Source organism: Pedobacter nutrimenti (assembly GCF_003208655.1).
In the GTDB taxonomy this organism is placed as follows: Bacteria; Bacteroidota; Bacteroidia; order Sphingobacteriales; family Sphingobacteriaceae; genus Pedobacter; species Pedobacter nutrimenti.
In genome coordinates, this window is the sequence record NZ_QKLU01000004.1 from 78,327 (window position 1) to 103,758 (window position 25,432).

Annotated in this window: 25 protein-coding genes; 14 read left to right on the forward strand and 11 right to left on the reverse strand. The window is 39.6% G+C overall.

Going from position 1 to position 25,432, the window contains the following annotated elements:
* Positions 1 to 46 precede the first annotated feature (46 nt).
* Positions 47 to 586 (reverse strand): porin family protein, encoded by a 540-nt coding sequence (locus B0O44_RS11795; RefSeq protein WP_110830640.1) that lies wholly within the window; start codon positions 584 to 586, stop codon positions 47 to 49.
* Between the two features lie 81 nt (positions 587 to 667).
* On the reverse strand, positions 668 to 1,375 hold the full coding sequence (locus B0O44_RS11800) for an ATP-binding cassette domain-containing protein (protein WP_110830643.1): 708 nt from the start codon (positions 1,373 to 1,375) through the stop codon (positions 668 to 670).
* A gap of 116 nt (positions 1,376 to 1,491) precedes the next feature.
* On the opposite strand from B0O44_RS11800, the gene B0O44_RS11805 reads away from it, so the two are divergent.
* From B0O44_RS11805 to B0O44_RS11830, 6 genes are all read left to right on the forward strand, one after another.
* On the forward strand, positions 1,492 to 2,973 hold the full coding sequence (locus B0O44_RS11805; protein ID WP_110830645.1) for a glycine--tRNA ligase: 1,482 nt from the start codon (positions 1,492 to 1,494) through the stop codon (positions 2,971 to 2,973).
* 301 nt (positions 2,974 to 3,274) lie between these two features.
* On the forward strand, positions 3,275 to 3,970 hold the full coding sequence (locus B0O44_RS11810) for a CAP domain-containing protein (protein ID WP_110830647.1): 696 nt from the start codon (positions 3,275 to 3,277) through the stop codon (positions 3,968 to 3,970).
* Positions 3,971 to 3,988: 18 nt separating this feature from the next.
* Positions 3,989 to 4,483 (forward strand): GtrA family protein, encoded by a 495-nt coding sequence (locus B0O44_RS11815; protein ID WP_110830649.1) that lies wholly within the window; start codon positions 3,989 to 3,991, stop codon positions 4,481 to 4,483.
* Positions 4,484 to 4,635: 152 nt separating this feature from the next.
* Positions 4,636 to 6,423, forward strand: a complete 1,788-nt coding sequence (locus B0O44_RS11820; RefSeq protein ID WP_110830651.1) for an aromatic amino acid hydroxylase — start codon at positions 4,636 to 4,638, stop codon at positions 6,421 to 6,423.
* Positions 6,424 to 7,125 (forward strand): SDR family NAD(P)-dependent oxidoreductase, encoded by a 702-nt coding sequence (locus B0O44_RS11825; RefSeq protein WP_110830653.1) that lies wholly within the window; start codon positions 6,424 to 6,426, stop codon positions 7,123 to 7,125.
* A gap of 168 nt (positions 7,126 to 7,293) precedes the next feature.
* The gene (locus B0O44_RS11830) at positions 7,294 to 7,722 is read left to right on the forward strand and encodes a C40 family peptidase (RefSeq protein ID WP_245943650.1); all 429 of its coding nucleotides are present in this window, start codon (positions 7,294 to 7,296) and stop codon (positions 7,720 to 7,722) included.
* On the opposite strand, the gene B0O44_RS11835 is transcribed toward B0O44_RS11830, so the two are convergent.
* A complete protein-coding gene (locus B0O44_RS11835) occupies positions 7,719 to 8,612 on the reverse strand; it encodes a flavin reductase family protein (protein ID WP_110830657.1) in 894 nt (297 codons plus the stop codon). The two genes, B0O44_RS11830 and B0O44_RS11835, sit on opposite strands and share 4 nt — an antisense overlap.
* Positions 8,612 to 9,607: a fumarylacetoacetate hydrolase family protein gene (locus tag B0O44_RS11840; protein WP_110830659.1), complete on the reverse strand. Its 996-nt coding sequence runs from the start codon at positions 9,605 to 9,607 to the stop codon at positions 8,612 to 8,614. The genes B0O44_RS11835 and B0O44_RS11840 overlap by 1 nt, the downstream gene beginning before the upstream one ends.
* 359 nt (positions 9,608 to 9,966) lie before the next feature.
* On the opposite strand from B0O44_RS11840, the gene B0O44_RS11845 reads away from it, so the two are divergent.
* The 3 genes from B0O44_RS11845 to B0O44_RS11855 all read left to right on the forward strand — a co-directional run bounded on the left by B0O44_RS11845 (position 9,967) and on the right by B0O44_RS11855 (position 13,391).
* Positions 9,967 to 11,133: a homogentisate 1,2-dioxygenase gene (locus B0O44_RS11845; protein ID WP_110830661.1), complete on the forward strand. Its 1,167-nt coding sequence runs from the start codon at positions 9,967 to 9,969 to the stop codon at positions 11,131 to 11,133.
* 50 nt (positions 11,134 to 11,183) lie between these two features.
* Positions 11,184 to 12,314 (forward strand): 4-hydroxyphenylpyruvate dioxygenase, encoded by a 1,131-nt coding sequence (hppD, locus tag B0O44_RS11850; protein ID WP_110830663.1) that lies wholly within the window; start codon positions 11,184 to 11,186, stop codon positions 12,312 to 12,314.
* A gap of 144 nt (positions 12,315 to 12,458) precedes the next feature.
* Entirely contained in the window at positions 12,459 to 13,391 is a 933-nt protein-coding gene (locus B0O44_RS11855) for a YihY/virulence factor BrkB family protein (RefSeq protein ID WP_110830665.1), read from the forward strand.
* A gap of 22 nt (positions 13,392 to 13,413) precedes the next feature.
* Here B0O44_RS11855 and B0O44_RS11860 read toward each other — a convergent pair whose 3' ends face one another.
* The gene (locus B0O44_RS11860) at positions 13,414 to 13,689 is read right to left on the reverse strand and encodes a hypothetical protein (RefSeq protein WP_110830667.1); all 276 of its coding nucleotides are present in this window, start codon (positions 13,687 to 13,689) and stop codon (positions 13,414 to 13,416) included.
* 133 nt (positions 13,690 to 13,822) lie between these two features.
* Positions 13,823 to 14,410, reverse strand: a complete 588-nt coding sequence (locus tag B0O44_RS11865; RefSeq protein WP_110830669.1) for a porin family protein — start codon at positions 14,408 to 14,410, stop codon at positions 13,823 to 13,825.
* 151 nt (positions 14,411 to 14,561) lie between these two features.
* On the opposite strand from B0O44_RS11865, the gene B0O44_RS11870 reads away from it, so the two are divergent.
* The gene (locus B0O44_RS11870; protein WP_110830671.1) at positions 14,562 to 16,337 is read left to right on the forward strand and encodes a sensor histidine kinase; all 1,776 of its coding nucleotides are present in this window, start codon (positions 14,562 to 14,564) and stop codon (positions 16,335 to 16,337) included.
* 19 nt (positions 16,338 to 16,356) lie between these two features.
* Here the strand turns inward: B0O44_RS11870 and B0O44_RS11875 are convergent, their stop codons facing one another.
* A complete protein-coding gene (locus B0O44_RS11875) occupies positions 16,357 to 16,659 on the reverse strand; it encodes a hypothetical protein (RefSeq protein ID WP_110830673.1) in 303 nt (100 codons plus the stop codon).
* Between the two features lie 170 nt (positions 16,660 to 16,829).
* Between B0O44_RS11875 and B0O44_RS11880 the strand changes: the two genes are divergently transcribed.
* On the forward strand, positions 16,830 to 18,008 hold the full coding sequence (locus B0O44_RS11880) for a tetratricopeptide repeat protein (RefSeq protein WP_110830676.1): 1,179 nt from the start codon (positions 16,830 to 16,832) through the stop codon (positions 18,006 to 18,008).
* Here B0O44_RS11880 and B0O44_RS11885 read toward each other — a convergent pair.
* Genes B0O44_RS11885 through B0O44_RS11895 form a run of 3 tightly spaced genes read right to left on the reverse strand, consistent with a single transcriptional unit; the run spans position 17,998 to position 21,148 of the window.
* Positions 17,998 to 18,594: a riboflavin synthase gene (locus B0O44_RS11885; RefSeq protein ID WP_110830678.1), complete on the reverse strand. Its 597-nt coding sequence runs from the start codon at positions 18,592 to 18,594 to the stop codon at positions 17,998 to 18,000. The genes B0O44_RS11880 and B0O44_RS11885 overlap by 11 nt on opposite strands.
* Positions 18,595 to 18,607: 13 nt before the next feature.
* Positions 18,608 to 20,083 (reverse strand): acetyl-CoA carboxylase biotin carboxylase subunit, encoded by a 1,476-nt coding sequence (gene accC / locus B0O44_RS11890; RefSeq protein WP_110830680.1) that lies wholly within the window; start codon positions 20,081 to 20,083, stop codon positions 18,608 to 18,610.
* 45 nt (positions 20,084 to 20,128) lie between these two features.
* Positions 20,129 to 21,148 carry a threonine aldolase family protein gene (locus B0O44_RS11895; protein ID WP_110830682.1) on the reverse strand — a complete coding sequence of 340 codons (1,020 nt, stop codon included), beginning with the start codon at positions 21,146 to 21,148 and terminating at the stop codon, positions 20,129 to 20,131.
* A 714-nt stretch (positions 21,149 to 21,862) separates the two neighbouring features.
* Between B0O44_RS11895 and B0O44_RS11900 the strand changes: the two genes are divergently transcribed.
* Positions 21,863 to 22,726 carry an N-acetylglucosamine kinase gene (locus B0O44_RS11900; protein ID WP_110830684.1) on the forward strand — a complete coding sequence of 288 codons (864 nt, stop codon included), beginning with the start codon at positions 21,863 to 21,865 and terminating at the stop codon, positions 22,724 to 22,726.
* Positions 22,727 to 22,783: 57 nt separating this feature from the next.
* Here the strand turns inward: B0O44_RS11900 and B0O44_RS11905 are convergent, their stop codons facing one another.
* Positions 22,784 to 23,473 carry an NUDIX hydrolase gene (locus B0O44_RS11905; protein ID WP_110830686.1) on the reverse strand — a complete coding sequence of 230 codons (690 nt, stop codon included), beginning with the start codon at positions 23,471 to 23,473 and terminating at the stop codon, positions 22,784 to 22,786.
* 118 nt (positions 23,474 to 23,591) lie between these two features.
* Between B0O44_RS11905 and pfkA the strand changes: the two genes are divergently transcribed.
* A complete protein-coding gene (gene pfkA / locus B0O44_RS11910; RefSeq protein WP_110830688.1) occupies positions 23,592 to 24,578 on the forward strand; it encodes a 6-phosphofructokinase in 987 nt (328 codons plus the stop codon).
* Positions 24,579 to 24,584: 6 nt separating this feature from the next.
* A complete protein-coding gene (locus B0O44_RS11915; RefSeq protein WP_110830690.1) occupies positions 24,585 to 25,427 on the forward strand; it encodes a hypothetical protein in 843 nt (280 codons plus the stop codon).
* Positions 25,428 to 25,432: the final 5 nt, after the last annotated feature.

The window sequence follows — 25,432 nt, forward strand, 5'->3', positions numbered from 1 at the left end:
TCCCCGAATTTGGAAAGCCTTCTGTGTAATTTGTTTTTAAGCGCAACTACAAACCGAAGTTGAAAGCTGCCCTGATGCCGATGAAAGAAGATGTTCCGTTTTTGGACCAGCCTTCATAACGTACACCCAGGTCAACAGAGGATTTGTCTGCTACCGGAAATTCCATACCAATACCTGGAGAATAAGCGAAAGCTGTACCGCGTCCTTTTGTACCAAAAGCCGCACCCAATTCGGCAGCTCCATAGAAATTCTCTACGAAATAATACCTCAAACCTGCTTTAACCGGAATTGTGGCAAAATTCACTTTTGGCAGTTGTTGTCCCATAAAAGTAAAGTCTTTACCGGAAAAGTTAATGTATCCTGCACTTGCGGTAAATTTCAAATCATCAGCAATTGGCGCAATATAGACCAGTGAACCACCAAAACCTAGTTTAGATACATCTTTTAAATCACCCATTGGTAATGCAAATTCTGCACCAACACTTAATTTAGCCCCGTTCATGGCCGGATCTTTTTTCGATTGTGCCGAAACACTTGAAAAAGCAAAAACGCCTGCAATCGCTGTAAGTAAAAATAATTTTTTCATTGTAGTTTATTAAATTTAAGGAGAAAACATTTCTCAACTGCTCCTTAAGCAAAAAAAATGCCAGTCTGGTAAAACAATCTATCAGGCCGTTAGTTTTCTAAAAATTTCTTCCAGTGAAGAATTCCTGTGCTTTTCCCGGAGTTCCTGCAAAGATGAAACGGCAACAAGCTTTCCTTTACTAATGATCACCACATCGTCACAAATGGCTTCTACCTCCTGCATAATGTGCGTAGAGAGGATAACCGTCTTATTCTGTCCTAAATTCCGGATCAGGCTCCGGATTTCCAAAAGCTGGTTCGGGTCCAGGCCTGAAGTCGGTTCATCCAATATCAAAACCTGCGGATCATGAATAATGGCCTGTGCCAGTCCTACCCTTTGCTTATAGCCCTTGGACAGCATACTGATCTTTTTAAACTGTTCTGCTTCCAGCCCGACTTTTGTGATCACTTCTTTAACCTTAAGATCAATTCCTTTCAACCCGTAGCTTTCCGCAACAAAAGCTAAAAATTCCTTTACATACATATCTACATACAAAGGTGTATGTTCAGGCAGATAACCTATTCTTTTTTTTATTTCCAGCGCATTGTCCCGAATACCCAGACCACAAATAACCGCTTCTCCTGCGTCCGCAGATAGGTAAGCGCTCAGAATTTTCATCGTTGTAGACTTACCAGCACCGTTAGGGCCTAAAAATCCAAGTATCCTGCCAGGACTGGCTTCAAAACTAATGTTATCGATGGCTTTCTGTTTCCCGTAGGACTTAGACAAAGCATTTACTTTTATACTCACGCTTCAGGGGATTATCATTAAACAGATTCAGAACAGTCACAAGGACGTTCATCTAATCTTTCGGTACCAAAAATAACAATAAAATTTTATGCTCAACTTTATATATTTGCAGTATTATGGCCAAGAACAATAACGACGAACAATTTAAAAATGTAATCTCCCATGCTAAAGAATATGGTTTTGTATTTCAAAGCAGTGAAATTTATGATGGATTAAGTGCTGTATACGATTACGGACAGCTTGGAGCGGAATTAAAAAACAACATCAAAACATACTGGTGGAAGGCCATGGTACAAATGCATGAAAATATTGTCGGCATTGATTCTGCCATATTTATGCACCCTAAAGTATGGAAAGCAAGTGGTCACGTGGATGGCTTTAATGATCCGATGATTGACAACAAAGACTCCAAGAAACGTTACCGTGCAGACCAGCTGATTGAAGATAAAATTGCCCGTTATGAAAAAGACGGTAAAACAGATAAGGCAGCAAAATTGCAAAACGATATGGACGATGCTTTAAAGGCAGAAGACTTACAGCGTTTAAAAACCATTATAGAAGAGCACGATATTGTTTGCCCGGTTAGCGGAACAAAAAACTGGACTGAAGTACGTCAATTCAACCTGATGTTCAGCACACAGTTTGGAGCGATGGCAGAAGGTTCGGAAGAAGTATACCTGAGACCTGAAACCGCCCAGGGAATTTTTGTAAATTTCCTGAATGTCCAGAAATCGGGCCGTATGAAAATTCCTTTTGGGATTGCCCAAATTGGTAAAGCTTTCAGGAATGAAGTCATTGCACGCCAGTTCATCATGCGCATGCGTGAGTTCGAACAAATGGAAATGCAGTTTTTTGTCCGTCCTGGTGAAGACCAGAAATGGTTTGCCTACTGGAAACAGGCGCGTTTAAAGTGGCATACTGCCCTGGGTACCGACCCTGCAAAGTACCGTTACCATGACCATGTTAAACTTGCACACTATGCAAATGCAGCAACGGATATAGAATTTGAATTCCCATTCGGATTTAAAGAAGTGGAAGGTATACACAGCCGTACGGATTTTGACCTGAGCCAGCACCAGGAATTCTCAGGTAAAAAAATGCAGTACTTTGACAATGACCTGAACGAAGAAGGAAAACCTTACGGGAACTATGTACCCTATGTCATCGAAACCTCTATAGGGCTTGACCGCATGTTCTTGCTCACAATGATCAATGCTTTTGAAGTACAGGACCTGAGTGACGGAGAAAAACAAGACAGCAGAACCTTGTTGCGTTTGCATCCGGCATTGGCACCTGTAAAAGTGGCTATTTTCCCACTGACCAAAAAAGATGGTCTTCCAGAAAAAGCAAAAGAAATCATGAACAGCCTAAAATATGATTTCAATTGTGCCTATGAGGAAAAAGACGCCATAGGTAAACGTTATCGCAGACAAGATGCCATTGGAACCCCATTCTGTTTAACCATTGATCATCAGACCCTGGAAGACGATACAGTCACCATCCGCCACCGTGATACCATGGAACAACAAAGAATTGACATTAAAGATTTACAGTCCCTTATTGAAAGTAAGGTTAGCTGGAGGAATTTACTACGGTAAATAAAAAATAAGAGCCGGCATTTTCGTAATGTCGGCCCTTATTTTATTATTATTCACCTAAATATCTTTGACATCCATCAATAGATAAAAAGATTTTATTCATTAGCCTGACTACCATAATCATGCCATTTCAAAAAGCGCATTTTAAAGAGTATAGTTAAGGTTTAAAGGAAAGAAATGTTCATTATACCGAACACCATGTACATAACTGAACGAAAAACCATTCTGGATCAGCTACATTTTTTATCCTTTTTATGAAAGGCCTTTATACAAAAAAATCCTTTGGTACGTTAATCTTATCATGAAATTTATACCTGCCTTTTTTTTGTTCTTATTGCCATTTTACCTATCCGGTCAAAGACCTGTATCCACTTCTGGTGGATGGTCAAAGGAAGAACTCAGACAAGCCAATACAGCCAAGGATGTTCCCTACTTAAGTGAAGAAGAAAAAAACATCATTTTCTACACCAATCTTGTCCGCATGGACGGAGAGCGTTTTTTCAACACTTACTTTCAGGATTTTGTGGGGGAATACAACAGCAGAATGCAGCAGTACAGCAATTACGAAGAATTGAAAGTCAACACAAAGGACAGCTATTACAAAAGTTTGCAGAAGGATCTAAAAAAAATCAAAAACCTGGGGCTTTTTTATCCCGATGAAACCCTGACCTATGTTTCGCTGCAACATGGTAAAGACATGAAACAACACCGCATTTCAGGCCATAATTCTTCTGATGGACGGACCATGTATGACAGGATCTCAAAGTACTATCCTAAAAAAGCGATGGCAGAAAACCTCGCCTTTGGTTTTTCCAGCGGACTGGAAAATGTTTGTATTTTATTACTGGACAAAGGTGTTCCAGATCTTGGGCACCGTAAAAATATACTCAACTCGACCTATGGATTGAACATCACAGGCGTCAGCATACAACCTCACCCTGTTTACAGGTATTCGGCAACTATAGATTTTGTTGCTATTCCGGATCTTAAAATCTAACTTCGCGCAAAACCAGTTATGCGTAAAGCGGTCTTAAAGTTTATAGATTTTTTTTATCCTCCATTTTCCCGGTGGCTGTCCCCCCATACCTTCAGGTACATCGTATCAGGTGCCACAACAGCCAGTTCCGGAATTGTTGTTTATTTTATTGCCTATAACCTCATTTTGCACCAGCAACATGTACAGGTTGGAGGATTGTTGGTTACAGCACCGATCGCTGCATTGGCCATAGAATCTGTTATTACCCTTTTTATTGGTTTTGTTTTAAACAAATATCTTGTTTTTACACATTCCAACTTAAAAGGAAGGATACAACTGTTTAGATACGCAACAGTTGTCGCGACTAATGTGCTCCTTAATTATGGTTTTTTAAAAATCCTGATCGAAGCCTTTGGGTTTTATCCTACAGTTGCAAAAATTATCACTACCGGAGTGCTCGCTATATGCAGTTATTTCCTTCAGAAATACTTTTCTTTCAGGGTTAAAAAAGAAACAGAAGATATCCTGGATTAAAAAATCAGTGCCTCTCTTTTGTAGAAAACCAAATTTTATTTTCCCTTTACAGGAAAGGTTTTACAGATTTATAGCAATTGTCCAGACACCCCTACTATATAATTGTTTAACTTTACTGTTCCGGGTCAAACCGGACTAAAGACATAAAATTAATGGCTGATTTTAATCATTTTAACAATCCACAGGTTGCCAAACTGCCCAGACATTTGAAGCAGTTTATCGTAGAACAGCATTATGAAAAATATACCCCTGTAGATCAGGCCGTTTGGCGCTACGTCATGCGTCAGAATTACAGCTACCTGAAACAGGTTGCTTACTATCCTTATATAAAAGGTTTACAGCGCGCCGGTTTAAGCATAGAACGTATTCCAGACCTGCAAACCATGAATGATAACCTTGGGAAACTGGGCTGGGGTGCAGTAACCGTAGACGGCTTTATCCCGCCAGCTGCATTTATGGAGTACCAGGCTTACCGCGTATTGGTCATTGCAGCTGATATCCGGCAGATTAATCATATAGAGTATACCCCTGCACCGGATATTATTCATGAATCTGCCGGTCATGCGCCCATTATAGCAGATGCAGATTACAACAGTTATCTGAGTTATATAGGTTCCATTGGTGCCAAGGCCATGTTTTCTTCAAAAGATTTTGAATTGTATGAGGCCATCCGTAACCTTTCTATACTAAAAGAAGCTGTAGATGCCAATGAAGCAGAGATTGAAAAAGCAGAACAACATCTGCGCCATACCGCAGATCATATGGGAGCCCCTTCAGAAATGGCACTCCTGGGCAGGTTGCATTGGTGGACAGTCGAATATGGCTTAATCGGCAGCCTGGAAGATCCAAAAATATATGGCGCTGGGTTGCTTTCATCCATAGGTGAGAGTGCCAGCTGCATGAAAGAAGATGTCAAAAAAATATGGTACAATATAGATACGGTCAAATATCAGTACGACATTACCAAACCGCAGCCGCAGCTTTTTGTTACGCCAACCTTTCAGAACTTAATTGATGTATTGGAACAGTTTGCCGACACTATGGCATTCAGACGTGGGGGTGCCGAAAGTATCGCGAAAGCCATTGAATGTAAAAACCCGGCAACTGCAGTATACAGTTCGGGTTTGCAGATAACCGGTGTGTTCAGTAGTATGATCCTTGATGGGCATTCAGAACTGGCCTTCCTGAAAACCTCCGGGGCCTCAGCACTTGCTTTCGCTGGTCAACAGCTGCATGGTCATGGTAAATCTTATCACAAAGACGGTTTTTCTTCCCCAGTAGGAAAAATAAAAGGGGTAGAAAAAGCCCTTGAGAATTGGAGCGAAGAAGAACTTCATAAAGCTGGTGTTCTTAAAGGAAACACCGTTGAGCTGGTTTTCGAAAGCGGCATTCAGGTCAATGGACAGCTTAAGGATATTTTACGTCATGAAGGCAAAAATATACTTCTTGTATTTGAAAATTGCAGGGTTAAGCAAGCCAATGGAGATGTTCTTTTCCAACCGGAATGGGGTACCTATGATATGGCTGTAGGAGAAAAGATCATTTCTGTTTTTAATGGTGCTGCGGACAAAGATGCATTTGAAGAATTGCTCCATATCAGTGAAAAACAAACGCATAAAATTATTCATGATGAACGCACACAGCAACTCCATCAACTTTATGCTAAAGTAAGAAGCATCAGGGAAAATGAAACTGGCCAGCAGGACCTTCCATTGATATTTAAACAGATCAGGGAAGAATATCCTACAGACTGGCTCTGTGCCCTTGAAATTCTTGAAATTGTTTACCACAAAAAATTAGATATCCGGTTTGAAACTGAGGTTCGCAGCTATCTGGAACATAAGGCAGAGAATGAATCGGAACACAAAAAACTGATCACCGACGGATTGCATGTTATTGAAAACCCGGTTACACAACTGATTACTGAAGAAGATTTATAAATGAATATTATCCTTACAGGGGCGAGCAGCGGCGTTGGATTTGAAGCCGCTCTGGAATTTAGCCTGAGAAAAGAACATAAAATTGTCTGCATTGCGCGCTCAGCCGATAAACTGAGAAAATTATTAGAAATTGCAAAAGGCATCACACCCGAATGTCAGCTTTTACCCGTAGAATTTGACATTGTCAATGATGATTATGCTGCCCTTATACCTTTCCTGAAAGAACGTTTAGGTCATGTTGACATTTTAATCAATAACGCCGGAGCCTTAATTAACAAAGCATTTAAAGATACCACTGCCCAGGATTTTGCAGATATGCTTCAAACAAATGTTCTTGGACATTTTAACATGATCCAGAATATCCTTCCCTTGATGCAAAACGGGGCGCATATTGTGAACATTGGCAGCATGGGTGGTTTCCAGGGAAGTGCTAAATTTTCCGGGCTATCCGCTTACTCCAGCAGCAAAGCTGCTTTACACACCCTCACAGAATGTCTTGCACAGGAACTTTCTGAAACCGGCATCAAAGTAAACTGCCTGGCCCTGGGTTCTGCCCAAACCGAGATGCTGGAACAGGCTTTTCCGGGATACCAATCACCGGTAATGGCTTTTGAGATGGGTAAATATATTGCGGACTTTGCCCTCACAGGTCATAAATTTTTTAATGGAAAAATCATTCCGGTAGCTGCAACAACGCCTTAAAAGGAAGTTTAAGGGTTCTAATCATCGAGTTATCAACATTATAACCTTGCCATTAATATTTTAATATCTTTGGCCTGTATGAAGAAAACCCTTACTCTTTTTTGTTTAGTGTTCTTTTTCGCCTTTCAAGGCAAATCCCAGACAGTTCTTCCTGGAAATTTTCAAAAAATGGTTCAAAAGCTTGTTCAGCAGCTCCCTCCACAGCAAACTGCTTTACAGCTGATTAATTTTGCGAAAGGTCTTATCGGAAAACCTTACCATTATGCTTCAAAGAACCCTAAAAGAGGCTTTGACTGTTCCGGATTCGTCAGTTATGTCTTTGAAAATTTCGGGTTCAGTGTACCCCGGTCTTCCAGGGAATTTCCGGATGCAGGTGTGCCGGTTTCCCTTCAGAATGCAAAGGTTGGTGATGTGCTGATTTTTACGGGAACCAATCCCAAACAACGCAGAATTGGTCATGTAGGCATTGTTTATTCTGTTGATGGTGATGAAATTAAATTCATCCATTCCACTTCGGGCAAGGCTCATGGCGTAACCGTAACTGAAATGGATGACTATTATAAAAGCCGTTTTATAAAAGCTGTCAGTATCCTTTAACCCTCCAATAAAACAATTTTAAGGGCATCTGCTACATTTCCACCCTGAAGCAGCAGTTTGGCCAGCTCATGCAATTCCCGCTGCCTGTTAATGGCATCTCCTATCGTGGCATCCAGGATTTCTTTAACAGATGCATGATTTCTGATCAGCTCTATTTCTTCTGCATCCGGCAAATGTTCCACATTCCCCAACATCCCAAGATCATTACCACTCAGGACAAAAGAGTTTCTAACCCCGGCAGGCAAGGCATTTACACCAATACCTAGGGTGGTCAGCGGTTTGGCTACTTTAAACAGGTTCTCGGAAGTGACCCGACAATACCAGTCTCCTCCCAGTCTGGCAACCAGATCTATTTTTGCCTGATCAATTTTCCCTTCTTCATCCAGAATTTCTTCTTTAATGTGGATTAGTTTCACTTCCGCAAGGATCAGGTTGCCCGCTCCCGGATTTTCTCCAAGGTGGATCACCTCTTTGACAATACATTCCATTTGAACAGGAGCTTCTGCGACCCTAGGTGGTCTGACCAGGTCAGATTTAAGCATGGTCAGGCCTGCCTTTTCAAATTCATTGATTCCCTTTGCGTATTCTGTACTGGACAGACTGGTTTGCTGTACAATATCATAATTCACAATATTAATCACACATTCCTTAACTTCAAGTACATTCTCCAGGGTATGTTTGGTCGTATTGTCCCGTACGCGTCTTGCCGGAGAAAAGATACACAGGGGCGGATTGGTACTAAACATATTAAAGAAACTGAAAGGACTCAGGTTAATTTGACCAGCTCCATCAATTGTTGTTGCAAAACAAATTGGCCGCGGCGCAATGGCATACTGCATATAATTCTGCAATTGGGCCGGGCTAAGATCTGAAGTTTTTATCGTCAGCATTACTTTTTCAGGGCAAGTATTGAAAAATCGGAATCTGTCTTTTTAATGGTATTGATTAAACGACCAAGGCCAGTAATTTCCATTTCCACCTCATCACCATCCTGCAGCCATTGCGGCTTAAACGCCGGGTTATTTAAAAGCCCAGTACCATTTAGTTCCAGAAAACAGCCTGTTCCTACCGTCCCTGAACCAATTACATCACCAGGCAAAATATCTGCACCATAAGCACAACGTTCTATGATCTCGGCAAAAGTCCAGTCCATATCTGCCATGTTACCCGCAGATACTTCAACACCGTTTACCGTACAGGTCATTTTGAGGTTGTAGGCATTGCCTGTATGCCCTGGTTTTGCATCGGTTTTGTAAAGCTCCAGTTCATCGGGCGTAACCAACCAAGGACCTATCACCGTAGAAAAATCTTTCCCCTTTGCCGGACCGAGATTGAGCAGCATTTCCTCCATTTGAAGTGTCCTGGCACTCATATCGTTCATCACCATATAACCAGCAATGTAGGAGTCTGCTTCAGCAGCAGTAATGTTTCTCCCCTTTTTACCAATGACCACGGCAACCTCCAATTCAAAATCCAGCTTCTGGAAATGGTCGGGCATACACTCAATTTCACCTGGACCTTGGATTGCATTATGATTGGTAAAATAGAAAATTGGATACTGATCAAATTCTGCAATCATATCCACCTTTCTGTTGCGGCGTGCAGCCGCCACGTGTTGCCTGAAAGCATAGCCATCTCTGCAGGATGTAGGATGTGGAACAGGAGCCAGCAATTCAAAGAAAACTTCTTCTTTCGGTGAAATTGCCCCAGCCTTAATCTGCGCATCAATATTTTTTGCACGTTCCATCAAAGCTTCTCCTCCTTGCAAAAAAGCATTCATTTCATCAGGTAATTGCTTATCACATGAATTGAGGTTATAAATATGTCCATTTACAAAAACACCCAGGTGTTCTCTGTCTTCTGTTTTATAGGATACTAATTTCATCTGTTGATATTTATTTTATTTTAATCAAATGGAACCTTTGATACTGATAGCCAAAGCTAGAAAATTTTAGTCCAATACTGGTTATAAAAAAAACTGGAAATATTTGATTTGTAAGGTTAAAGATAATTTCACTATCTTAGCATAGCAATTATGGCACACAGCAATCTAACCTATCAGAAACAAATTTCCAGTCAGATCCTGGCCGCTTTCCGGTATTCCATGCTGTCCAAGATCATCTTTGCCCAGTATTCTTTTCAATAACATTTCTTTTTAGACGTAACCCTTACGCTCTGATTTTGTAAAAACTTCCGTTTTTACGTTTTTAACTCATTTTCTTACGTAACCAAATACCTAACGATATGCCTATTTACCATACTTTAGGATCAATTCCCCAAAAACGTCATACCGTTTTCCGCAAACCTGATGGTGAGCTTTATGCCGAAGAATTGGTTTCTACCGAAGGATTTTCAAGCCTTTACTCCCTTGTTTATCATTGCCATCCTCCTACCATTGTAAAATCGTTGGGTGAGCCCTATTCTGTGGAGCCAAAAATCGCCAGGGAAAAACACCTTCGCCATACGAGCCTAATTGGCTTTAACATCAAACCCGAAGATGATTACCTAAAAAGCAGAAAGCCTGTTCTTGTGAACAGCGATCTTCACATTTCACTGGCAGCGCCCAAAAAGTCCATGACGGATTATTTTTATAAAAACAGCCAGGCCGATGAGGTCGTTTTCATACATCAGGGCAGCGGGACTCTTAAAACGGGTTTTGGAAAAATCAAATTTGAATATGGAGATTACCTGGTTATTCCCCGGGGAACCATTTATCAGATGGAATTTAATGATGAAAGCAACAGGCTTTTTATTGTGGAAAGTTTCAGTCCGATCCGGAGTCCTAAACGTTACCGCAATGAATACGGTCAGCTGATGGAGCATTCACCCTATTGCGAAAGGGACATTAAACGACCTGAAGACCTGGAAACCATAGATCAGTTTGGTGACTTTAAAGTGCTGATTAAAAAACAAGGCCTGATTTATCCTTACACTTACGGTACCCACCCTTTTGATTTTGTGGGCTGGGATGGCTTCCACTATCCCTGGGCCTTTTCCATTCACAATTTTGAACCCATTACCGGCCGTTTGCACCAGCCACCTCCCGTACATCAAACCTTTGAGGGCCATAATTTCGTAATCTGCTCTTTCGTTCCAAGAAAATATGACTACCATCCTTTATCCATTCCTGCCCCGTACAACCACAGTAATGTAGACAGTGACGAAGTGCTGTATTATGTTGACGGGGATTTTATGAGCCGGAAAAGTGTCGTTAAAGGTCAGATTACCCTGCATCCGGGTGGTATCCCTCATGGACCACATCCCGGCACGGTTGAAAAGTCTATTGGTAAAGAGAAAACCGAAGAACTTGCGGTTATGATTGACCCTTTCCGCCCTTTAATGCTTACGGAAGATGCAATAGCCATTGAAGATGAAAGTTACCATAAAAGCTGGCAAATCAATGTAGAGTAACGCTTTTAAAACATAAAAAACGAACAAAACTTATTAAAATAAAAAAACTCATGTCAACAGAAACATTCGCAGAAAAAATTTCCAAAGCACAGGATTTCCTGCCCATTAATGGTACGGATTATATTGAATTCTATGTAGGAAATGCAAAGCAAGCCGCGCATTATTACAAAACGGCTTTTGGTTTCCAGTCCCTGGCTTATGCAGGACCGGAAACCGGGGTAAGAGACCGGGCCTCCTATGTGTTACAACAAGGAAAAATCCGCCTTGTGCTGACCACTGCCTTAAAATCGGAAAGCCCTATTGCAGAACACGTTAAAAAGCATGGTGATGGTGTTAAAGTTCTGGCCCTGTGGGTAGATGATGCCTATAGTGCCTTCGAGGAAACAACCAAACGCGGAGCGAAAGCTTATATGGAACCTGTTACGCTGAATGACGAGCAGGGTGAGGTAAAAATGTCTGGTATTTATACCTATGGAGAGACCATCCATATGTTTGTAGAGCGCAAAAATTACAACGGTGCATTTTTACCGGGTTACCAACCCTGGAAAAGCGACTATAACCCTTCAGATGCGGGATTGCTATATATTGACCATTGCGTTGGTAATGTGGGCTGGAACCGGATGAATGAAACTGTTCAATGGTATGAAGAGGTAATGGGTTTTGTCAATATCCTTTCTTTTGATGATAAACAAATCAATACAGAATATTCGGCATTAATGAGCAAGGTGATGAGCAATGGAAACGGTTTTTCTAAATTTCCAATCAATGAGCCTGCAGAAGGAAAAAAGAAATCCCAAATTGAAGAATACCTGGAATTCTATGAAGGAGAGGGTGTCCAGCACATTGCCGTTGCAACTAAAGATATTCTAAAAACGGTTTCTGAATTAAAGGCCCGCGGCGTTGAATTTTTAAGTGCCCCTCCTGAGGCTTACTATAATATGATGCCCGATCGTGTGGGTGAAATAGATGAAGAAATTGAAAAACTAAAAGCTTTGGGTATTCTGGTGGATTGTGACGAAGAAGGCTATTTATTACAAATTTTCACCAAACCAGTAGAGGACAGGCCCACTTTATTTTTTGAAATTATACAAAGAAAAGGCGCCCAATCCTTTGGAGCAGGCAACTTCAAAGCGTTGTTTGAATCATTGGAAAGAGAACAGGAATTAAGAGGAAATCTTTAAGGTTTTCTTGAAAGACACTTATTCATAAGTACAAAAACTGGAAGGCCGGAGATTTTTTCTCCGGCTTTTTTAATTTCACACGAGCTTAAAACAAATTTCATAAAAAATACCTATTTTCGATCTTTAAAGGTGAAAAGCAGGTGAATGTTTAGGAACAAAATACACGAGGTTAAAAAGTTTATAGTGCATTTCAGAGCTGCATTTAAATTGTTCCAAAAAAACGACCCCTTGCGTCTGGCTGGAGCAACTGCGTTTTTTGCTAATTTTGCCTTACCCCCCATCCTGATCATTCTCATCCGTTTATTTGGCTTTTTTACAGACCGGAAGCAATTCGTTAACCGTCTTTTTGAGAGACTTTCCAGTCTTTTGGATGCCAGCAGTATCAAGCAGATCCGCCAAACTTTGAAAAATATACGCGCTATGGATCATAACTGGTATGCCACTCTGATGAGTTTTATCTTTTTCCTTTTTGTAGCCACTACCCTTTTTACAGTGATTAAAAATTCCATGGACCAAATCTGGTCTATAGGCATCAAGGACAAATCTTCTTTTTATTTTAAATTGAAGTTAAGAGGCAGGTCTATGATTATCATTTTGCTTGCAGGCCTGCTTTTCTTTGTTGGTTTACTTACAGACAGTATTCAGGCTTTTATTGGTGCCTATATCAGTACTGCTGCCCCAACATTTGGTAAAATATTTCTAATTATACTCAATCAGGTTTTGTTTGTCATCATAGTCACCATTTGGTTTACTGTACTGTTTCGTTTCCTTACCAATGGAAGGCCAACCTGGAGGGCCTCCATGCGCGGGGGCATCCTGACCGGAATTTTCTTCGCATTAGGCAGGTATATACTGCGCATTATGCTCCCTTTAAGTAACATCGGAAACATTTATGGGGCTTCAGGCTCTATTGTCCTGATTATGCTTTTTGTTTTTTACTCTTCTTTTATCTTTTATTTTGGTGCCTGTTTTGTGAAAATTTTAAGCGATGCCCGAAAAACCCCAATCAAACCAATTAAAGGGGCTTTTAACTATGAAATTAAAGAGGTCCTAAAAACATCCCCTGAAATGGGGTAAACAAATTCACAAGGCCTTAGCATCAGCAAACTTGTGAAATGCGCTCAAATCCTTGCATTTCAAATACAGCCAGACGTTCCATCAGATTGCAGTGTAGTGTTCCAAAGAAATTAATGATCCCCTGCTTATTCTTTCCCTCAATACATATACTTTCTTTAACAATATCCTGATTCTGTAAATTGCGATCTGACAAAATCATCTCCTCATCCTGAATCCTGATGTCTTCTGCATCAATGGAAAATTGTTTCAAAAGCTCAGAGAAGCTACTTCCTTTAAGCAATAGTTCTTTAATGTTCATGGCCTTTATGAATAAGTTAAGTTGGAAAATCTTAACGTCAATTTTAAAGCCAAAAAGAAAGGGTAAACATCTAAAGTTGTTTTAAAACCCCTTAATGTTTACCCTTTTATAAAAAATGTGGATAACTTTTATTTTAGAACAGCTTATAAGCCAGACCAAAAGTAAAGATGTTCAGTTTTGTATCCGGATAATTGTCCTTATTAATTTTTGAAAGGCCTTTCTCATACCTCAGGTCCACACCAATTCTGCCAATGTCCAGACCAGCACCAAACTGCCAGGCAAAATTCTGTCCTTTAAAATTACCTTTAAAGACATTTCCTGCTGCAGTACCAAAAGATTGTTTATCACCCAATATGAAAGAAACCACCGGACCAGTGTTTAATCTAAGGCCAACACCTGCTGCACCCAATTTTACACCTACCAGAACAGGTACATCAAGGCTGGTAAAATTAACTTTATTTTCATTACCACTATTGTCCTTTAAAACTGTATTTTTTCCACTTAAATACAATTCAGGTTGCAAATGGAGGCCTGCAGCACCAATACGGGCCCAGAAACCAGCATAATAACCAGCTTTATTATCACTGTTAAAAATATCACTGGTGTTAAATTTAGAAAGATTGGCCCCTCCTTTAATACCAAATTGAAAATTTGGAAGTATCTGGCTGAATGCAGCCCCGCTAAAACAGATCATTACAGCGGCTAAGAGTATTTTTTTCATCATGTTTTTTTAAGGTATCACTGATTAATTTATGTAAAACTAAGAATATTTTTAATTCAAAGTATATTCCGTAGTTTTATGTTTATTATCATTAACGATACAATTCGATAGTTTTATGTGTGTAGCTGATTTTTTTGGTAAATAAATTTAAATGGATTTTGCCTTCAACTCTTATTCGCTCATTCTAATCTATTGTGGTACCGTAACGCTTCTCGTTTCTTATTACATCTCCAGCCGGGATAAAGGGGCTGTTCGCTGGTTCGGACTGATGATGTGTGCGAATGCAATCTGGTCCTTGGGTTATGGTTTTGAACTGGCTAGTGATAATTTACCACAAATCAAGACCTTTTTAAACATTGAATATATAGGTATTTCTTACCTTCCTTTAATCTGGTTTCTATTCTGCCTTAAAATGTGCGGCAAAGAAAAGTGGTATAGAAGGCCTTTAAACCTTGCAGCCGTACTTATTATTCCGACCGTCACTGTGCTGTGCGTATGGACAAATGATTATCATCATTTTTACTATAAGAGCCTCAGTATGGATTATAGTGCAAAGTTTCCAATGGTAACTATTGTCCCCGGGGCAGGATACAGAATTTTTTTAACCTATTTTTATTTGCTGCTGGCAACAGGCAGTTATTTTTTACTGACAAAATTCCGCAAGGCAGATCCGGTTTATAAAAAGCAGAATTACAGTATTCTTGTTGCCGCTTTCATTCCATGGCTAGCCAACTTCGCTTATTTATTGGGTTTCAGACCCATGGGTAATCTGGACATTACTCCTTTTGCCTTTATCATTACCATATTTCTGATTTTTATTGGCATTTACCGCTTCCAGCTTTTTGATATTCTGCCAGTAGCAAGGGAAAAAGTACTGGAATTGATGCAGGATGCTTTTGTCATTTTGGACACCAAAGAAAGAATTATAGATTACAATTTGGCATTTAACAAATACATCCGCCCTTCAAAAAAAATTATTGGAAGGGAAATCAAAGACCTTTTTCCTGAGCAGCAGCAATTGCTTCACTATTTAAGCAGTAAAACCCCAGGTAAACTTGAGCTGAAAGTAGAGACGACTCAGGGTGCATTTGAACTTGAAGCCGACATCCGTTACCTTAGTGATGATCACCTGAACAAAGAAATCAGCATTATCAAATTTCAGGACCAGACCAACCTGAAGCAGGAATCCTTAAAAATCAGGGAGCAGGCCAATGAACTGCAAAAATTAAATCAGCTCAAGGATAAGATTTTTTCCATTATAGCCCATGACCTGAGGGCTCCGCTGGTTAATTTATCTGAAGTACTTAAAATGATTTCCGATGACAGTATTACTCCAGATGAGTTTAAACAAATTGCTCCAACCTTAAGCCGGGACATTATTTATACCACCGATCTGCTGGAAAACATGTTGCACTGGTCCAGAAGTCAGTTGAAAGGTCATGGCATCAGCCCGGAGTATTTCAATTTGCGAAACCTGATCCTCAATGAAATCAGCTACCATCTACCCGCTGCATCTATAAAAAAAATAGACATTGTCCACAATGTTTTTCCAAATGTAATTGTATTTGCAGATATGCTGATGATGCAGATCGTGGTGCGGAACATACTCAACAATGCCATCAAATTCAGCAATATACAGGGCGTTATTGACATTTCAGCAGTCTACCATAAATCAGGATTTATTTATCTTTACATCAAAGATAATGGCACTGGTATTCCATCTGATATTGCCGCTGAATTATTTAAAGGCGCCAATAATTCTACCCGTGGCACGATGAACGAAAAAGGGACCGGGTTGGGCCTGATGGTTTGTAAGGAGTTTATGCTCAAAAACCATGGAGATATTGTATTGGCGACCGAACTTGGAAAAGGTACTACCTTTAACATTATGATCCCTACTGCGCCCGAAAATGAAAAAGGCCTGTAAAGGCCCTTTTCATTAAATGTTAAGACTGTCCGTTCGCATTGTTAATGGCCTGTTTTTCTTTAAGCGCATCAACATTATTTTTATCACCGAAATTCTGGGTTTTCTCTGCAAAATACTCCAGTATTCCACCTATGGTATCCAAATTGTCTGCAACCCTTTGATGCATATCCGGAAGGTCTTTATCCAATCTCTTGTCTCCAAGATCAATATTGTCCACTTCTATTTTTCCTAGTTTCTGAATCAGGGCTTGCTGGGAATGCTGCAAATCTTCCAGTTCCCGCACGATCTTTTCCATCAATTCAAACTTCTTTAACGTATCCATATTTCAACTTTTAAGATTAAAATTCTGTTTTCTTATGATTTAATAACCTTTGATACCATGAATATGTTTGTTTTTGGCCCAATTTTCCTTTTCATTCTAAAAAAATTGCATTATTCAACAACAACTAATACCTTAGTTAAAGAATATTTCTATCAACTGAATTGATATCTATGAAGAGTGTAAAAAAACTGCTTACCGTTATACTGATGCTCCTGACTGTTAAAACCCTGCATGCACAAAGTAAAACAGGTCCTGACAAAAATAAACTGGTAGATTTTTATGAATCTCAGCATTACGCTGAGGCTGCAGAATATTTAAAAGGATTTTATACAGAAGGCAGTAATGATACCAAAGCAATAGCTCAGTTGGGTTATGTATATCTAATGGCGGGAAAGCTTCCAGAAGCAGAAAATTTCTATCTGAAATTATATGCTTTGCAACCCAAAAACCTTAGCCTGCTTTTCAACCTGGCCACACTGAATATCAGAAGAGGTAACGATCAAAAGGCAATAGACTATTACAAAGAGATCATTGCCATTGACAGCACCAATTTCAATGTTTACAAACAATTATCCAACCTGCTCAAAACCAGTCCACAATTTAGTGCCGGTAAAACTCTATTTGACAGACTCGTTTATCTAAAAAAAGCAAATGCACTGAACAACACGGATGCAGAAGTCGCCTTCGATCTCTCTGAAGCCTACCTTAAAATTAATTTCTATACTCAGGCCTATCAGGTTCTGGAACCAGCTCTAAAAGCAGATTCCAGCAATTTACAACTGTTAAAAATGAAAATGCCCGCCTGTCAGGCCTTAAAAAGGTTTCCTGAAGCAATAAACACGGGCCTAAAATTACTCGGTTATGGAGACAGTACAACCTTTGTTTTAAACAACCTGGCAAAATCTTACTATGCCAACACCGATTATAAAAATGCGCTAACCTATTATTCCAAAATAAAAGATAAGGGTTTCGACAATGAAGGCCTAATGTACAGCATAGCACTTTGTTACAGAGAACTTAAGGACTATAAAAACTCTGCGCTGTTTCTCAAAAAAGCAATCAAAGAAGCCATTTCACCAAAAACAGCTTCTTACTATGGTTTACTTGGAGACGCTTACGAAGAGCTCAACCAAAACGAAGAGGCCAATGCAGCCTATAAACACGGGCTACAATTTGAAAACAATGGCAGTTTATACTATAATATTGCCCTGGTTTATGAAACAAAACTTAACGATAAGAAAAATGCAATTGTTTATTACAACCTCTACCTGAAAAACTTCGCAGACATGGATAAGAACCCAAAACTGGCCGTTTTTATTAAGAATAAGATTGAGGAACTCAAAAGGTAGTTTGTCTGCTTGTTAAACGGGCAACATATTTTCCTATAATATCAAATTCCAGATTCACAGTATCCCCTACATGGACCTCCTGCAGGTTTGTGTGCTCAAAAGTATAGGGAATAATAAAAACAGAAAACTCATCCTCCGCAGAATTGACCACAGTTAAACTGATTCCGTTCACACAAATGGAGCCCTTTTCTACCGTCACATTGCCTGCGGCGCCATCGTATTTAAAACGATATTCCCAACTGCCGTCCAAAGCTTCTCTTTTCACACAAATCGCCGTCTGGTCGACATGCCCCTGCACAATATGGCCATCCAGTCTTCCATTCATCAGCATACAACGTTCAAGATTGATCTTATGACCTGCCTGTAAATTTCCGATATTGGATTTCTCCAATGTTTCCTGTATGGCTGTAACCCTATGTGTTCCTTCTCCCAATGCAACCACGGTCAAACATACACCATTATGGGCTACACTCTGGTCTATTTTCAGCTCCCTGCTCAAATCAGAAGCAATAGTAAAATGAACGTTTGTTCCTTCATTTATCCGCTCTTTAACCTCTGCAAGGGTTTCTATAATTCCTGTAAACATATTTTTTCAAAAACTAAACTCTATTCTTTCTCCAGTTGCTTCCAGCATCAGTTACCATTTTTTCTGCCGCTCCCTTTTTATCTTTAAGAACCGACAGCGCAGCAACAGCAGCAATAAAAGCCTCTTCTTCATGCTGGTCGTTCAGTACCTCGGCAGTAAAATACTTGTTCACAAAATGCGTATCAAACTGCCCGGAAACAAAACGGTCATGCAACATGACAAATTTACCAAAGCCAAGGGTGCTTTGTATTCCTGTAATGTCATATTCTTCAATCGCCCGGATCATTCTGGAAATTGCCTCCGTTCTATCCTTACCATATGTAATCAATTTAGCGATCATAGGATCATAATAAATCGGAATATCCATTCCCTCCTCAAATCCATCATCTACCCTTACGCCATTGCCTTTAGGTGTACGGTAAGTAATCAGTTTCCCGATATCAGGAAGAAAATTATTCTTCGGATCCTCTGCATACACCCTTAATTCTATTGCATGCCCTTTAATTTCAAGTTCTTCCTGCGTATAAGAAAGTGCTTCACCCCTGGCTATTTTAATCTGTTCTTTCACCAGATCCAAACCCGTAATCAATTCTGTAACAGGATGCTCCACCTGCAATCTTGTATTCATTTCCAGAAAAAAGAAATCAAGATTTTCATCCAGAATAAATTCAACGGTCCCTGCTCCGGTGTAATTCACCGAGCGCGCCACATCGACTGCACACTTTCCCATTTTATCCCGGATCTGGGGGCTTAGTATACTCGAAGGAGCCTCCTCAATTACTTTCTGATGCCTTCTCTGGATAGAGCATTCCCGTTCAAACAAGTGTACAATATGACCGTGGGTATCACCAAGAACCTGTATTTCAATATGTCTTGGAGAAGTCACATATCTTTCAATAAAAACGGAACCATCACCAAAAGCAGAAGTTGCTTCACTGACAGCGAGCTGCATTTGCTCCTCAAAATCAGCCGGGATTTCGACGATACGCATTCCCTTTCCCCCACCCCCTGCAGCAGCCTTGATCAATATCGGAAAACCCACTTCAATAGCTCTTAGTTTGGCCTCTTCAACATTGGTAATGGCCTCCTCAGTACCGGGGACCATAGGGATGTTATATTTTAAAGCGGCTGCTTTAGCGGACAATTTATTCCCCATCACCTCCATTGCTTCTGGCTCAGGACCTATCAATATAATACCTGCCGACTTGACCAGCCTTGCAAAGGCCGCGTTTTCCGATAAAAACCCATAACCCGGATGTATGGCATCAGCCCCTGTTTTTTTGCAGGCTTCAATAATTTTTTCTCCCAGTAAATAAGACTGATTAGAAGGAGCCGGACCAATACAGACCGCCTCATCAGCATAACGAACATGTAAAGCTTCCCGGTCTGCCTCCGAAAAAACGGCAACAGTTTTAATCCCCATTTCTTTTGCAGAACGCATAATCCGTAAAGCAATTTCGCCCCGGTTGGCTACTAAAATTTTATTCATCTGTTTATATTTATGGTTATTCTTTGTCAGAAAGATCCTTTAGGTTTAAAGCTTTATATTTAAAAGGATTTCCACTGCCTGGTCAATCTGAGCAGAAGAAACATCCAAATGAGTTACAAATCTAATCGTTTTCGGACCAGTAGTGTTACAGCCTATTCCATTTTTCTCTAACAACCTGACGATCTGCTGTGCATCAAAATCTTGTTGAACCGTAAATATAACGATATTGGTCTCTACGGGCATAACTGATTCTACATAACTCAACCTGCTCAGGGCGGTCCCCAGTTTTTTTGCATGCAGATGATCCTGGGCCAGTCTTTCTACATGGTGGTCAAGCGCATATATCCCGGCAGCCGCTAAAAATCCTGCCTGCCTCATTCCTCCGCCAAATACTTTTCTGATTTTTCTCGCCTGTTGAATCATACCCTTTGAACCCAACAAAACAGAACCTACCGGGGCACCAAGTCCTTTAGACAAACAAACCGAAATCCCATCGAAATAACGACCATAATCTGCTGCGCGCTCACCTGTTGACACCAATGCATTAAAAATCCGTGCCCCGTCCAAATGCAATTTTAACCCCTTTTGTTGGCACAAATCATAAATCGGCTCAATCTGCTCAAGACGATAGCAAGCCCCTCCTCCCTTATTTACTGTATTTTCAAGAACAACAAGGCTGGACTGAGGGTAGTGAATATTTTCTTCGTTGATTTCAGCGGCTATCATTTCAGCACTCACAATACCCCGGGGACCATTTAGCAACCGGACAGAGGCCAGAGAATGATAAGCTATACCCCCACCTTCATAACGGTAAACATGCGCCGTCTGGTCACAAATCACCTCGTCCATAGGTTTGGTAAAACACTTTATAGCAAGTTGATTGGTCATTGTTCCGGAAGGACAAAACAAGCCGGCCTCCATATCAAACATTTCTGCAAGCTTATGCTCCAGAGCAGAAACCGTTTCATCCTCCCCAAATACATCATCTCCAACTTTTGCCTTCATCATTGCTTCCAGCATGCCTTCTGTAGGCCTGGTTACTGTATCACTTCTAAAATCTATCATGACTTACCGTTATTTTGTTGCCTCTATTTCTTCAATAAAACCGAAGAAACATTTATTTTAAACCTTTTAAATTCACCAACTCAGAGATGAGTTGATTTTTTGTTCTAAATATGCTTTAAATTTTTTGATGCATCAACAGAAACCTTCAGTTCGTACGTTCTTTTTCATTTCCTTTTTTTCTTTTTTTCAAACATGTCTTTTTTTTAAAAAAACAGGATATAATTTCAATGACTCCCTGAAGTTTTAATCTCAATTAAAAGCTTTCTCTTAACAAAAAGCAGCACTTGCTTTGATATTTTTACACACCTTGAACCAAAAAACTAAATCAACACCTTAACCACTATATAACAGCACATTATAAATAAAAAAAACATCAAAAACCAGTCGTCATTCAGGTCAAAAAAACAGAAATGATTTCTAAAAATTTGGAATTCAAAATAACAAATGTAATTTAGGCTTAGTGTTTTTTTAACAATATCTTAATTTTGAACTTTTAGACTGTTGGAAACCTTCTTTTTTAGCCTGTAAAATCAGGGTAAAAAAAGCAATTCAGTAGATTAAAATTTCATAATGGGAAGAGCAACCATAAAAAATTATAAATTAAATAATGAGTCGTCAGAAGGTCTCATTAAAGTTAAAAATTGTAGTCAATGAAAAAAAATCAAGCAAAAGTGTTAGGAAGTTTTACTTTTATCACCAAAAATTTAAGTTAAGATGATAGTTATTGCAGATGGTGGTTCAACTAAAACCAATTGGTGTTTAATAAATGAAGCGGGCAGAAAAATTCATTTTAACACAGAGGGCTATAATCCTTATTTTTCCAGTACAGACTACATAGTAGATTCTTTAAGAAAAACTCTTCCAGATCATATAGAAGCTGAAAAGCTAACTGAAGTTTATTATTATGGTGCAGGCTGCTCCACAGATGCCAATAAAAAAATTGTAGCAGATGCCATGCAGCAAATTTTCCCCAATGCAGAAATCAATATAGGTCATGACCTGCTTGCTTCCTGCAGGGCATTACTTGGTGATGAAGAAGGATTCGCTGCTATTCTTGGCACAGGAACCAACACCTGCTTATATGATGGTTCTGAAATTTCCCTGAATATTGATTCCTTAGGTTATTTCCTTGGAGATGAGGGCAGCGGATGTTTTATTGGAAAACGCATCCTGAGTGACTACATGAAAGGTTATATGCCTAAAGGCCTCAGAGAAAGTTTTTACGATAACTTTGCATTAACGAACGAAGATATATTTGACCACATTTACAACAAACCACTTCCAAATCGCTTTTGTGCCGGTTTTAGTAAATTTTTATACGATTACAAAGACAATTACGAGGATTATACTTTCGCCACGATAGAATATGCTTTTACCGCATTTTTTGAAAACCTGGTCATCCATTATCCGAATTACAAATCTTATAAACTGAATTGTGTAGGTTCTGTTGGGTACAGTTTCAGGGACATCTTAAGTATTGTTGCAGACAGATACGAAATGGGCGTGGGTAAAATTATCCGTTCTCCTATAGATGACCTTGTGGACTACCACTTGAAAAAGAATGCAGCCAAAGCATAAAAAAATCCCCGGTCTGAACATCAGCCGGGGATTTTTCTTTTATCTCTACTAAGATATTTAAAAAGATATTTCCTTTCCAAATAATTTGGCATACTTCCTTCTGTCAAACTTATAAAGTGTAGCAGCTCGGAAAGAAACGCCTTTTTGTTTCTCATCCAACTCCTTTAACACGCCAAAACTGAGCATTTTTTTTCTAAAATTTCTCTTATCCAGCTTTTTACCCATAATCAGCTCATATACATTTTGTAACTGGGTTAAAGTAAATTTTTCTGGCAAAAGCTCAAAAGCAATCGGCTGGTGTTTTATTCGCCGTTTAATCTTCTCGAGCCCTTTTTCAAAAATCATCTGGTGGTCAAAGGCCAGCTTTGGTAAATCACTAATGTTTTTCCAGAAAGCTTTTTTGGCATAACTGGTAATTGGTTTTAAAGCCTTATCACCGCCCAGACGCAGCAGCGCATAATAAGCAATACTGATTACCCTGCCCTGCGGGTGCCGGTCTACATTTCCAAAAGTATAAAACTGCTCCATAAAGATATCCCCAAGTCCGGTCAGTTCTTTGAGAATCCTTAGCGCACTCTGGTCCAGGCTTTCATCTACCCTAACCAGATTTCCAGGTAAAGCACACCAGTCCTTAAATGGTTCTTCATTTCTTTCGATCAGCAGAACTTTTAACTCTCCCTCATCAAATCCGAATACAACACAATCAATAGAGAAGGTTGAATTAAACTGTGGTAAAACTTCTTTCAAACCATTAAATTTTTAAATACTAGAGCAAATAAATGTACTTGACGCAATATTACATAAAAAAAATAAAAATAAATTACTTAGTGTAGTAAATACACACTATATTCGTACTATAATTAATATGAAACCAAATATAAAAAATATCGCAGTACTAACTTCCGGCGGAGACGCTCCGGGAATGAATGCTTGTATCAGGGCTGTTGTTCGGACCGGCATATACAATGGTATTAATATGTTTGGTGTTTTGCAAGGATATCAGGGATTAATAAATAATAATATTATTCCAATGGATGCCCGTTCTGTAAGCAACATCATTCATCTGGGGGGTACAATTTTAAAGACAGCCCGTTGTTTAGAATTTAAGACAGATGAAGGTATGGAAATTGCCTACCAGAACCTGAAAGCCAGAGATATTGATGGATTAATTGTTATTGGAGGTGATGGTACCTTTACAGGGGCCCGTAACTTTTCCAATAAATATAACATTAGGGTAATGGGTATCCCCGGAACGATAGACAATGATCTTTATGGTTCGGATTTCACCCTTGGTTATGACACTGCCATCAACACCGTTATTGAAGCCATTGATAAAATCAGAGATACAGCCGATTCGCATGACAGGTTGTTTTTTATAGAAGTCATGGGCCGGGATTCGGGCTGCATTGCACTAAGAAGTGCGGTCGCAAGTGGAGCAGAAGCTGTTCTGTTGCCAGAGCGCCATACAAGCATTGATGAGCTTGTTTCCCAGCTCGCTTCCGGAGCAAGCACTAAAAAATCATCCAGTATCGTTATTGTTTCTGAAGGCCATAAAGCTGGTGGAGCATATGACATTGCAAAGCAGGTAAAAGAGCAGTTTAATCATTACGATACCAAAGTGACCATACTAGGACATTTACAAAGGGGTGGAAGCCCAAGCAGTTTTGACAGGATTTTGGGTAGCCGGTTGGGTTTTGCTGCTGTAAATGAAATGTTGCAAGGCACCAGTAAAGCCATGGTTGGCCTGCGAGGTAATGAAATAAAAACAACAGGAATAGATGAAGCCTTATCCAGACATTCTTTTAAGCTGGAAAATGATCTTCTGGAAATGACAAAAGTTTTATCCATATAATTAAAAATGATAGCGGTTGTATACAGCGGTTCTAAAACTGCATTCTGGAAAATAGCAAAGGACGGAAAAACCGTCGCTGAATGCAGTATGCCTGGCTTTAACCCCTGCTTTGTAGATCAAAAAGCACTGCTTCAAATGCTGAATAAAAAATCGGCTTTGATCAATTATGCAGAAAGCATAAAAAAAATGTATGTCTTTGCAGCAGGAGCCAATTCCGAGCAAAGAAAAAATGAACTGACTGAAACGCTGTCTCTGTTTTTTAAAAAGAGTAAAATTTTTGTAAAGGATGACCTTTACGGTGCTGCAGTTTCTGCTTGTTACACCAACCATGGGGTGATCGGTATTCTGGGCAGTGGCGCTAATTGTGCTTATTTTGATGGAAAAAACCTGGAAGAAAACAATTTTGGCCTTGGTTTTATCCTCGGAGACGAGGGGTCATCCAATTATCTTGGAAAGATCCTGTTGAAAAATTTTCTGACAGAAAGCCTTCCACTCGATTTGAGAAATCAATTTGAACTGAAGTATGGCCTGGACAGACCACTTATTCTTGAACGTATTTATAAAAAACCATTGGCACAGCAATTTTTGAGCTCCTTCTTTGATTTTTTTATAGAAAACAGATCTCATCTTTTTATACAAAAATGCATTGATGAGGCGTTTGAGAGTTATGTGACAATTTATCTGTTACCTATTGTAAAGTTACACCCTGACCAGGAAATTCATTTCGTAGGCATTGTTGCCGGACATTTTCAGGACAGGTTAAGGGCAATCACCAGTAAATACGGTGTGGAGATCACAACGATTACTAAAGAACCAATATATAATTTACTTAACTACTATTCAAATTAAATAAT

What these genes read in the sequence shown, in the direction of transcription:
- B0O44_RS11900 (WP_110830684.1), top strand. Translation starts at nt 21,863, where the DNA reads ATGATAGTTATTGCAGATGGTGGTTCAACTAAAACCAATTGGTGTTTA.
- B0O44_RS11815 (WP_110830649.1), top strand. Translation starts at nt 3,989, where the DNA reads ATGCGTAAAGCGGTCTTAAAGTTTATAGATTTTTTTTATCCTCCATTT.
- B0O44_RS11915 (WP_110830690.1), top strand. Translation starts at nt 24,585, where the DNA reads ATGATAGCGGTTGTATACAGCGGTTCTAAAACTGCATTCTGGAAAATA.
- B0O44_RS11840 (WP_110830659.1), bottom strand. Translation starts at nt 9,607, where the DNA reads ATGAAATTAGTATCCTATAAAACAGAAGACAGAGAACACCTGGGTGTT.
- B0O44_RS11805 (WP_110830645.1), top strand. Translation starts at nt 1,492, where the DNA reads ATGGCCAAGAACAATAACGACGAACAATTTAAAAATGTAATCTCCCAT.
- B0O44_RS11795 (WP_110830640.1), bottom strand. Translation starts at nt 586, where the DNA reads ATGAAAAAATTATTTTTACTTACAGCGATTGCAGGCGTTTTTGCTTTT.
- B0O44_RS11880 (WP_110830676.1), top strand. Translation starts at nt 16,830, where the DNA reads ATGAAGAGTGTAAAAAAACTGCTTACCGTTATACTGATGCTCCTGACT.
- B0O44_RS11825 (WP_110830653.1), top strand. Translation starts at nt 6,424, where the DNA reads ATGAATATTATCCTTACAGGGGCGAGCAGCGGCGTTGGATTTGAAGCC.
- pfkA (WP_110830688.1), top strand. Translation starts at nt 23,592, where the DNA reads ATGAAACCAAATATAAAAAATATCGCAGTACTAACTTCCGGCGGAGAC.
- B0O44_RS11885 (WP_110830678.1), bottom strand. Translation starts at nt 18,594, where the DNA reads ATGTTTACAGGAATTATAGAAACCCTTGCAGAGGTTAAAGAGCGGATA.
- B0O44_RS11865 (WP_110830669.1), bottom strand. Translation starts at nt 14,410, where the DNA reads ATGAAAAAAATACTCTTAGCCGCTGTAATGATCTGTTTTAGCGGGGCT.
- B0O44_RS11820 (WP_110830651.1), top strand. Translation starts at nt 4,636, where the DNA reads ATGGCTGATTTTAATCATTTTAACAATCCACAGGTTGCCAAACTGCCC.
- B0O44_RS11895 (WP_110830682.1), bottom strand. Translation starts at nt 21,148, where the DNA reads ATGATAGATTTTAGAAGTGATACAGTAACCAGGCCTACAGAAGGCATG.
- B0O44_RS11810 (WP_110830647.1), top strand. Translation starts at nt 3,275, where the DNA reads ATGAAATTTATACCTGCCTTTTTTTTGTTCTTATTGCCATTTTACCTA.
- B0O44_RS11845 (WP_110830661.1), top strand. Translation starts at nt 9,967, where the DNA reads ATGCCTATTTACCATACTTTAGGATCAATTCCCCAAAAACGTCATACC.
- B0O44_RS11830 (WP_245943650.1), top strand. Translation starts at nt 7,294, where the DNA reads ATGGTTCAAAAGCTTGTTCAGCAGCTCCCTCCACAGCAAACTGCTTTA.
- accC (WP_110830680.1), bottom strand. Translation starts at nt 20,083, where the DNA reads ATGAATAAAATTTTAGTAGCCAACCGGGGCGAAATTGCTTTACGGATT.
- hppD (WP_110830663.1), top strand. Translation starts at nt 11,184, where the DNA reads ATGTCAACAGAAACATTCGCAGAAAAAATTTCCAAAGCACAGGATTTC.
- B0O44_RS11860 (WP_110830667.1), bottom strand. Translation starts at nt 13,689, where the DNA reads ATGAACATTAAAGAACTATTGCTTAAAGGAAGTAGCTTCTCTGAGCTT.
- B0O44_RS11875 (WP_110830673.1), bottom strand. Translation starts at nt 16,659, where the DNA reads ATGGATACGTTAAAGAAGTTTGAATTGATGGAAAAGATCGTGCGGGAA.
- B0O44_RS11870 (WP_110830671.1), top strand. Translation starts at nt 14,562, where the DNA reads ATGGATTTTGCCTTCAACTCTTATTCGCTCATTCTAATCTATTGTGGT.
- B0O44_RS11835 (WP_110830657.1), bottom strand. Translation starts at nt 8,612, where the DNA reads ATGCTGACGATAAAAACTTCAGATCTTAGCCCGGCCCAATTGCAGAAT.
- B0O44_RS11855 (WP_110830665.1), top strand. Translation starts at nt 12,459, where the DNA reads ATGTTTAGGAACAAAATACACGAGGTTAAAAAGTTTATAGTGCATTTC.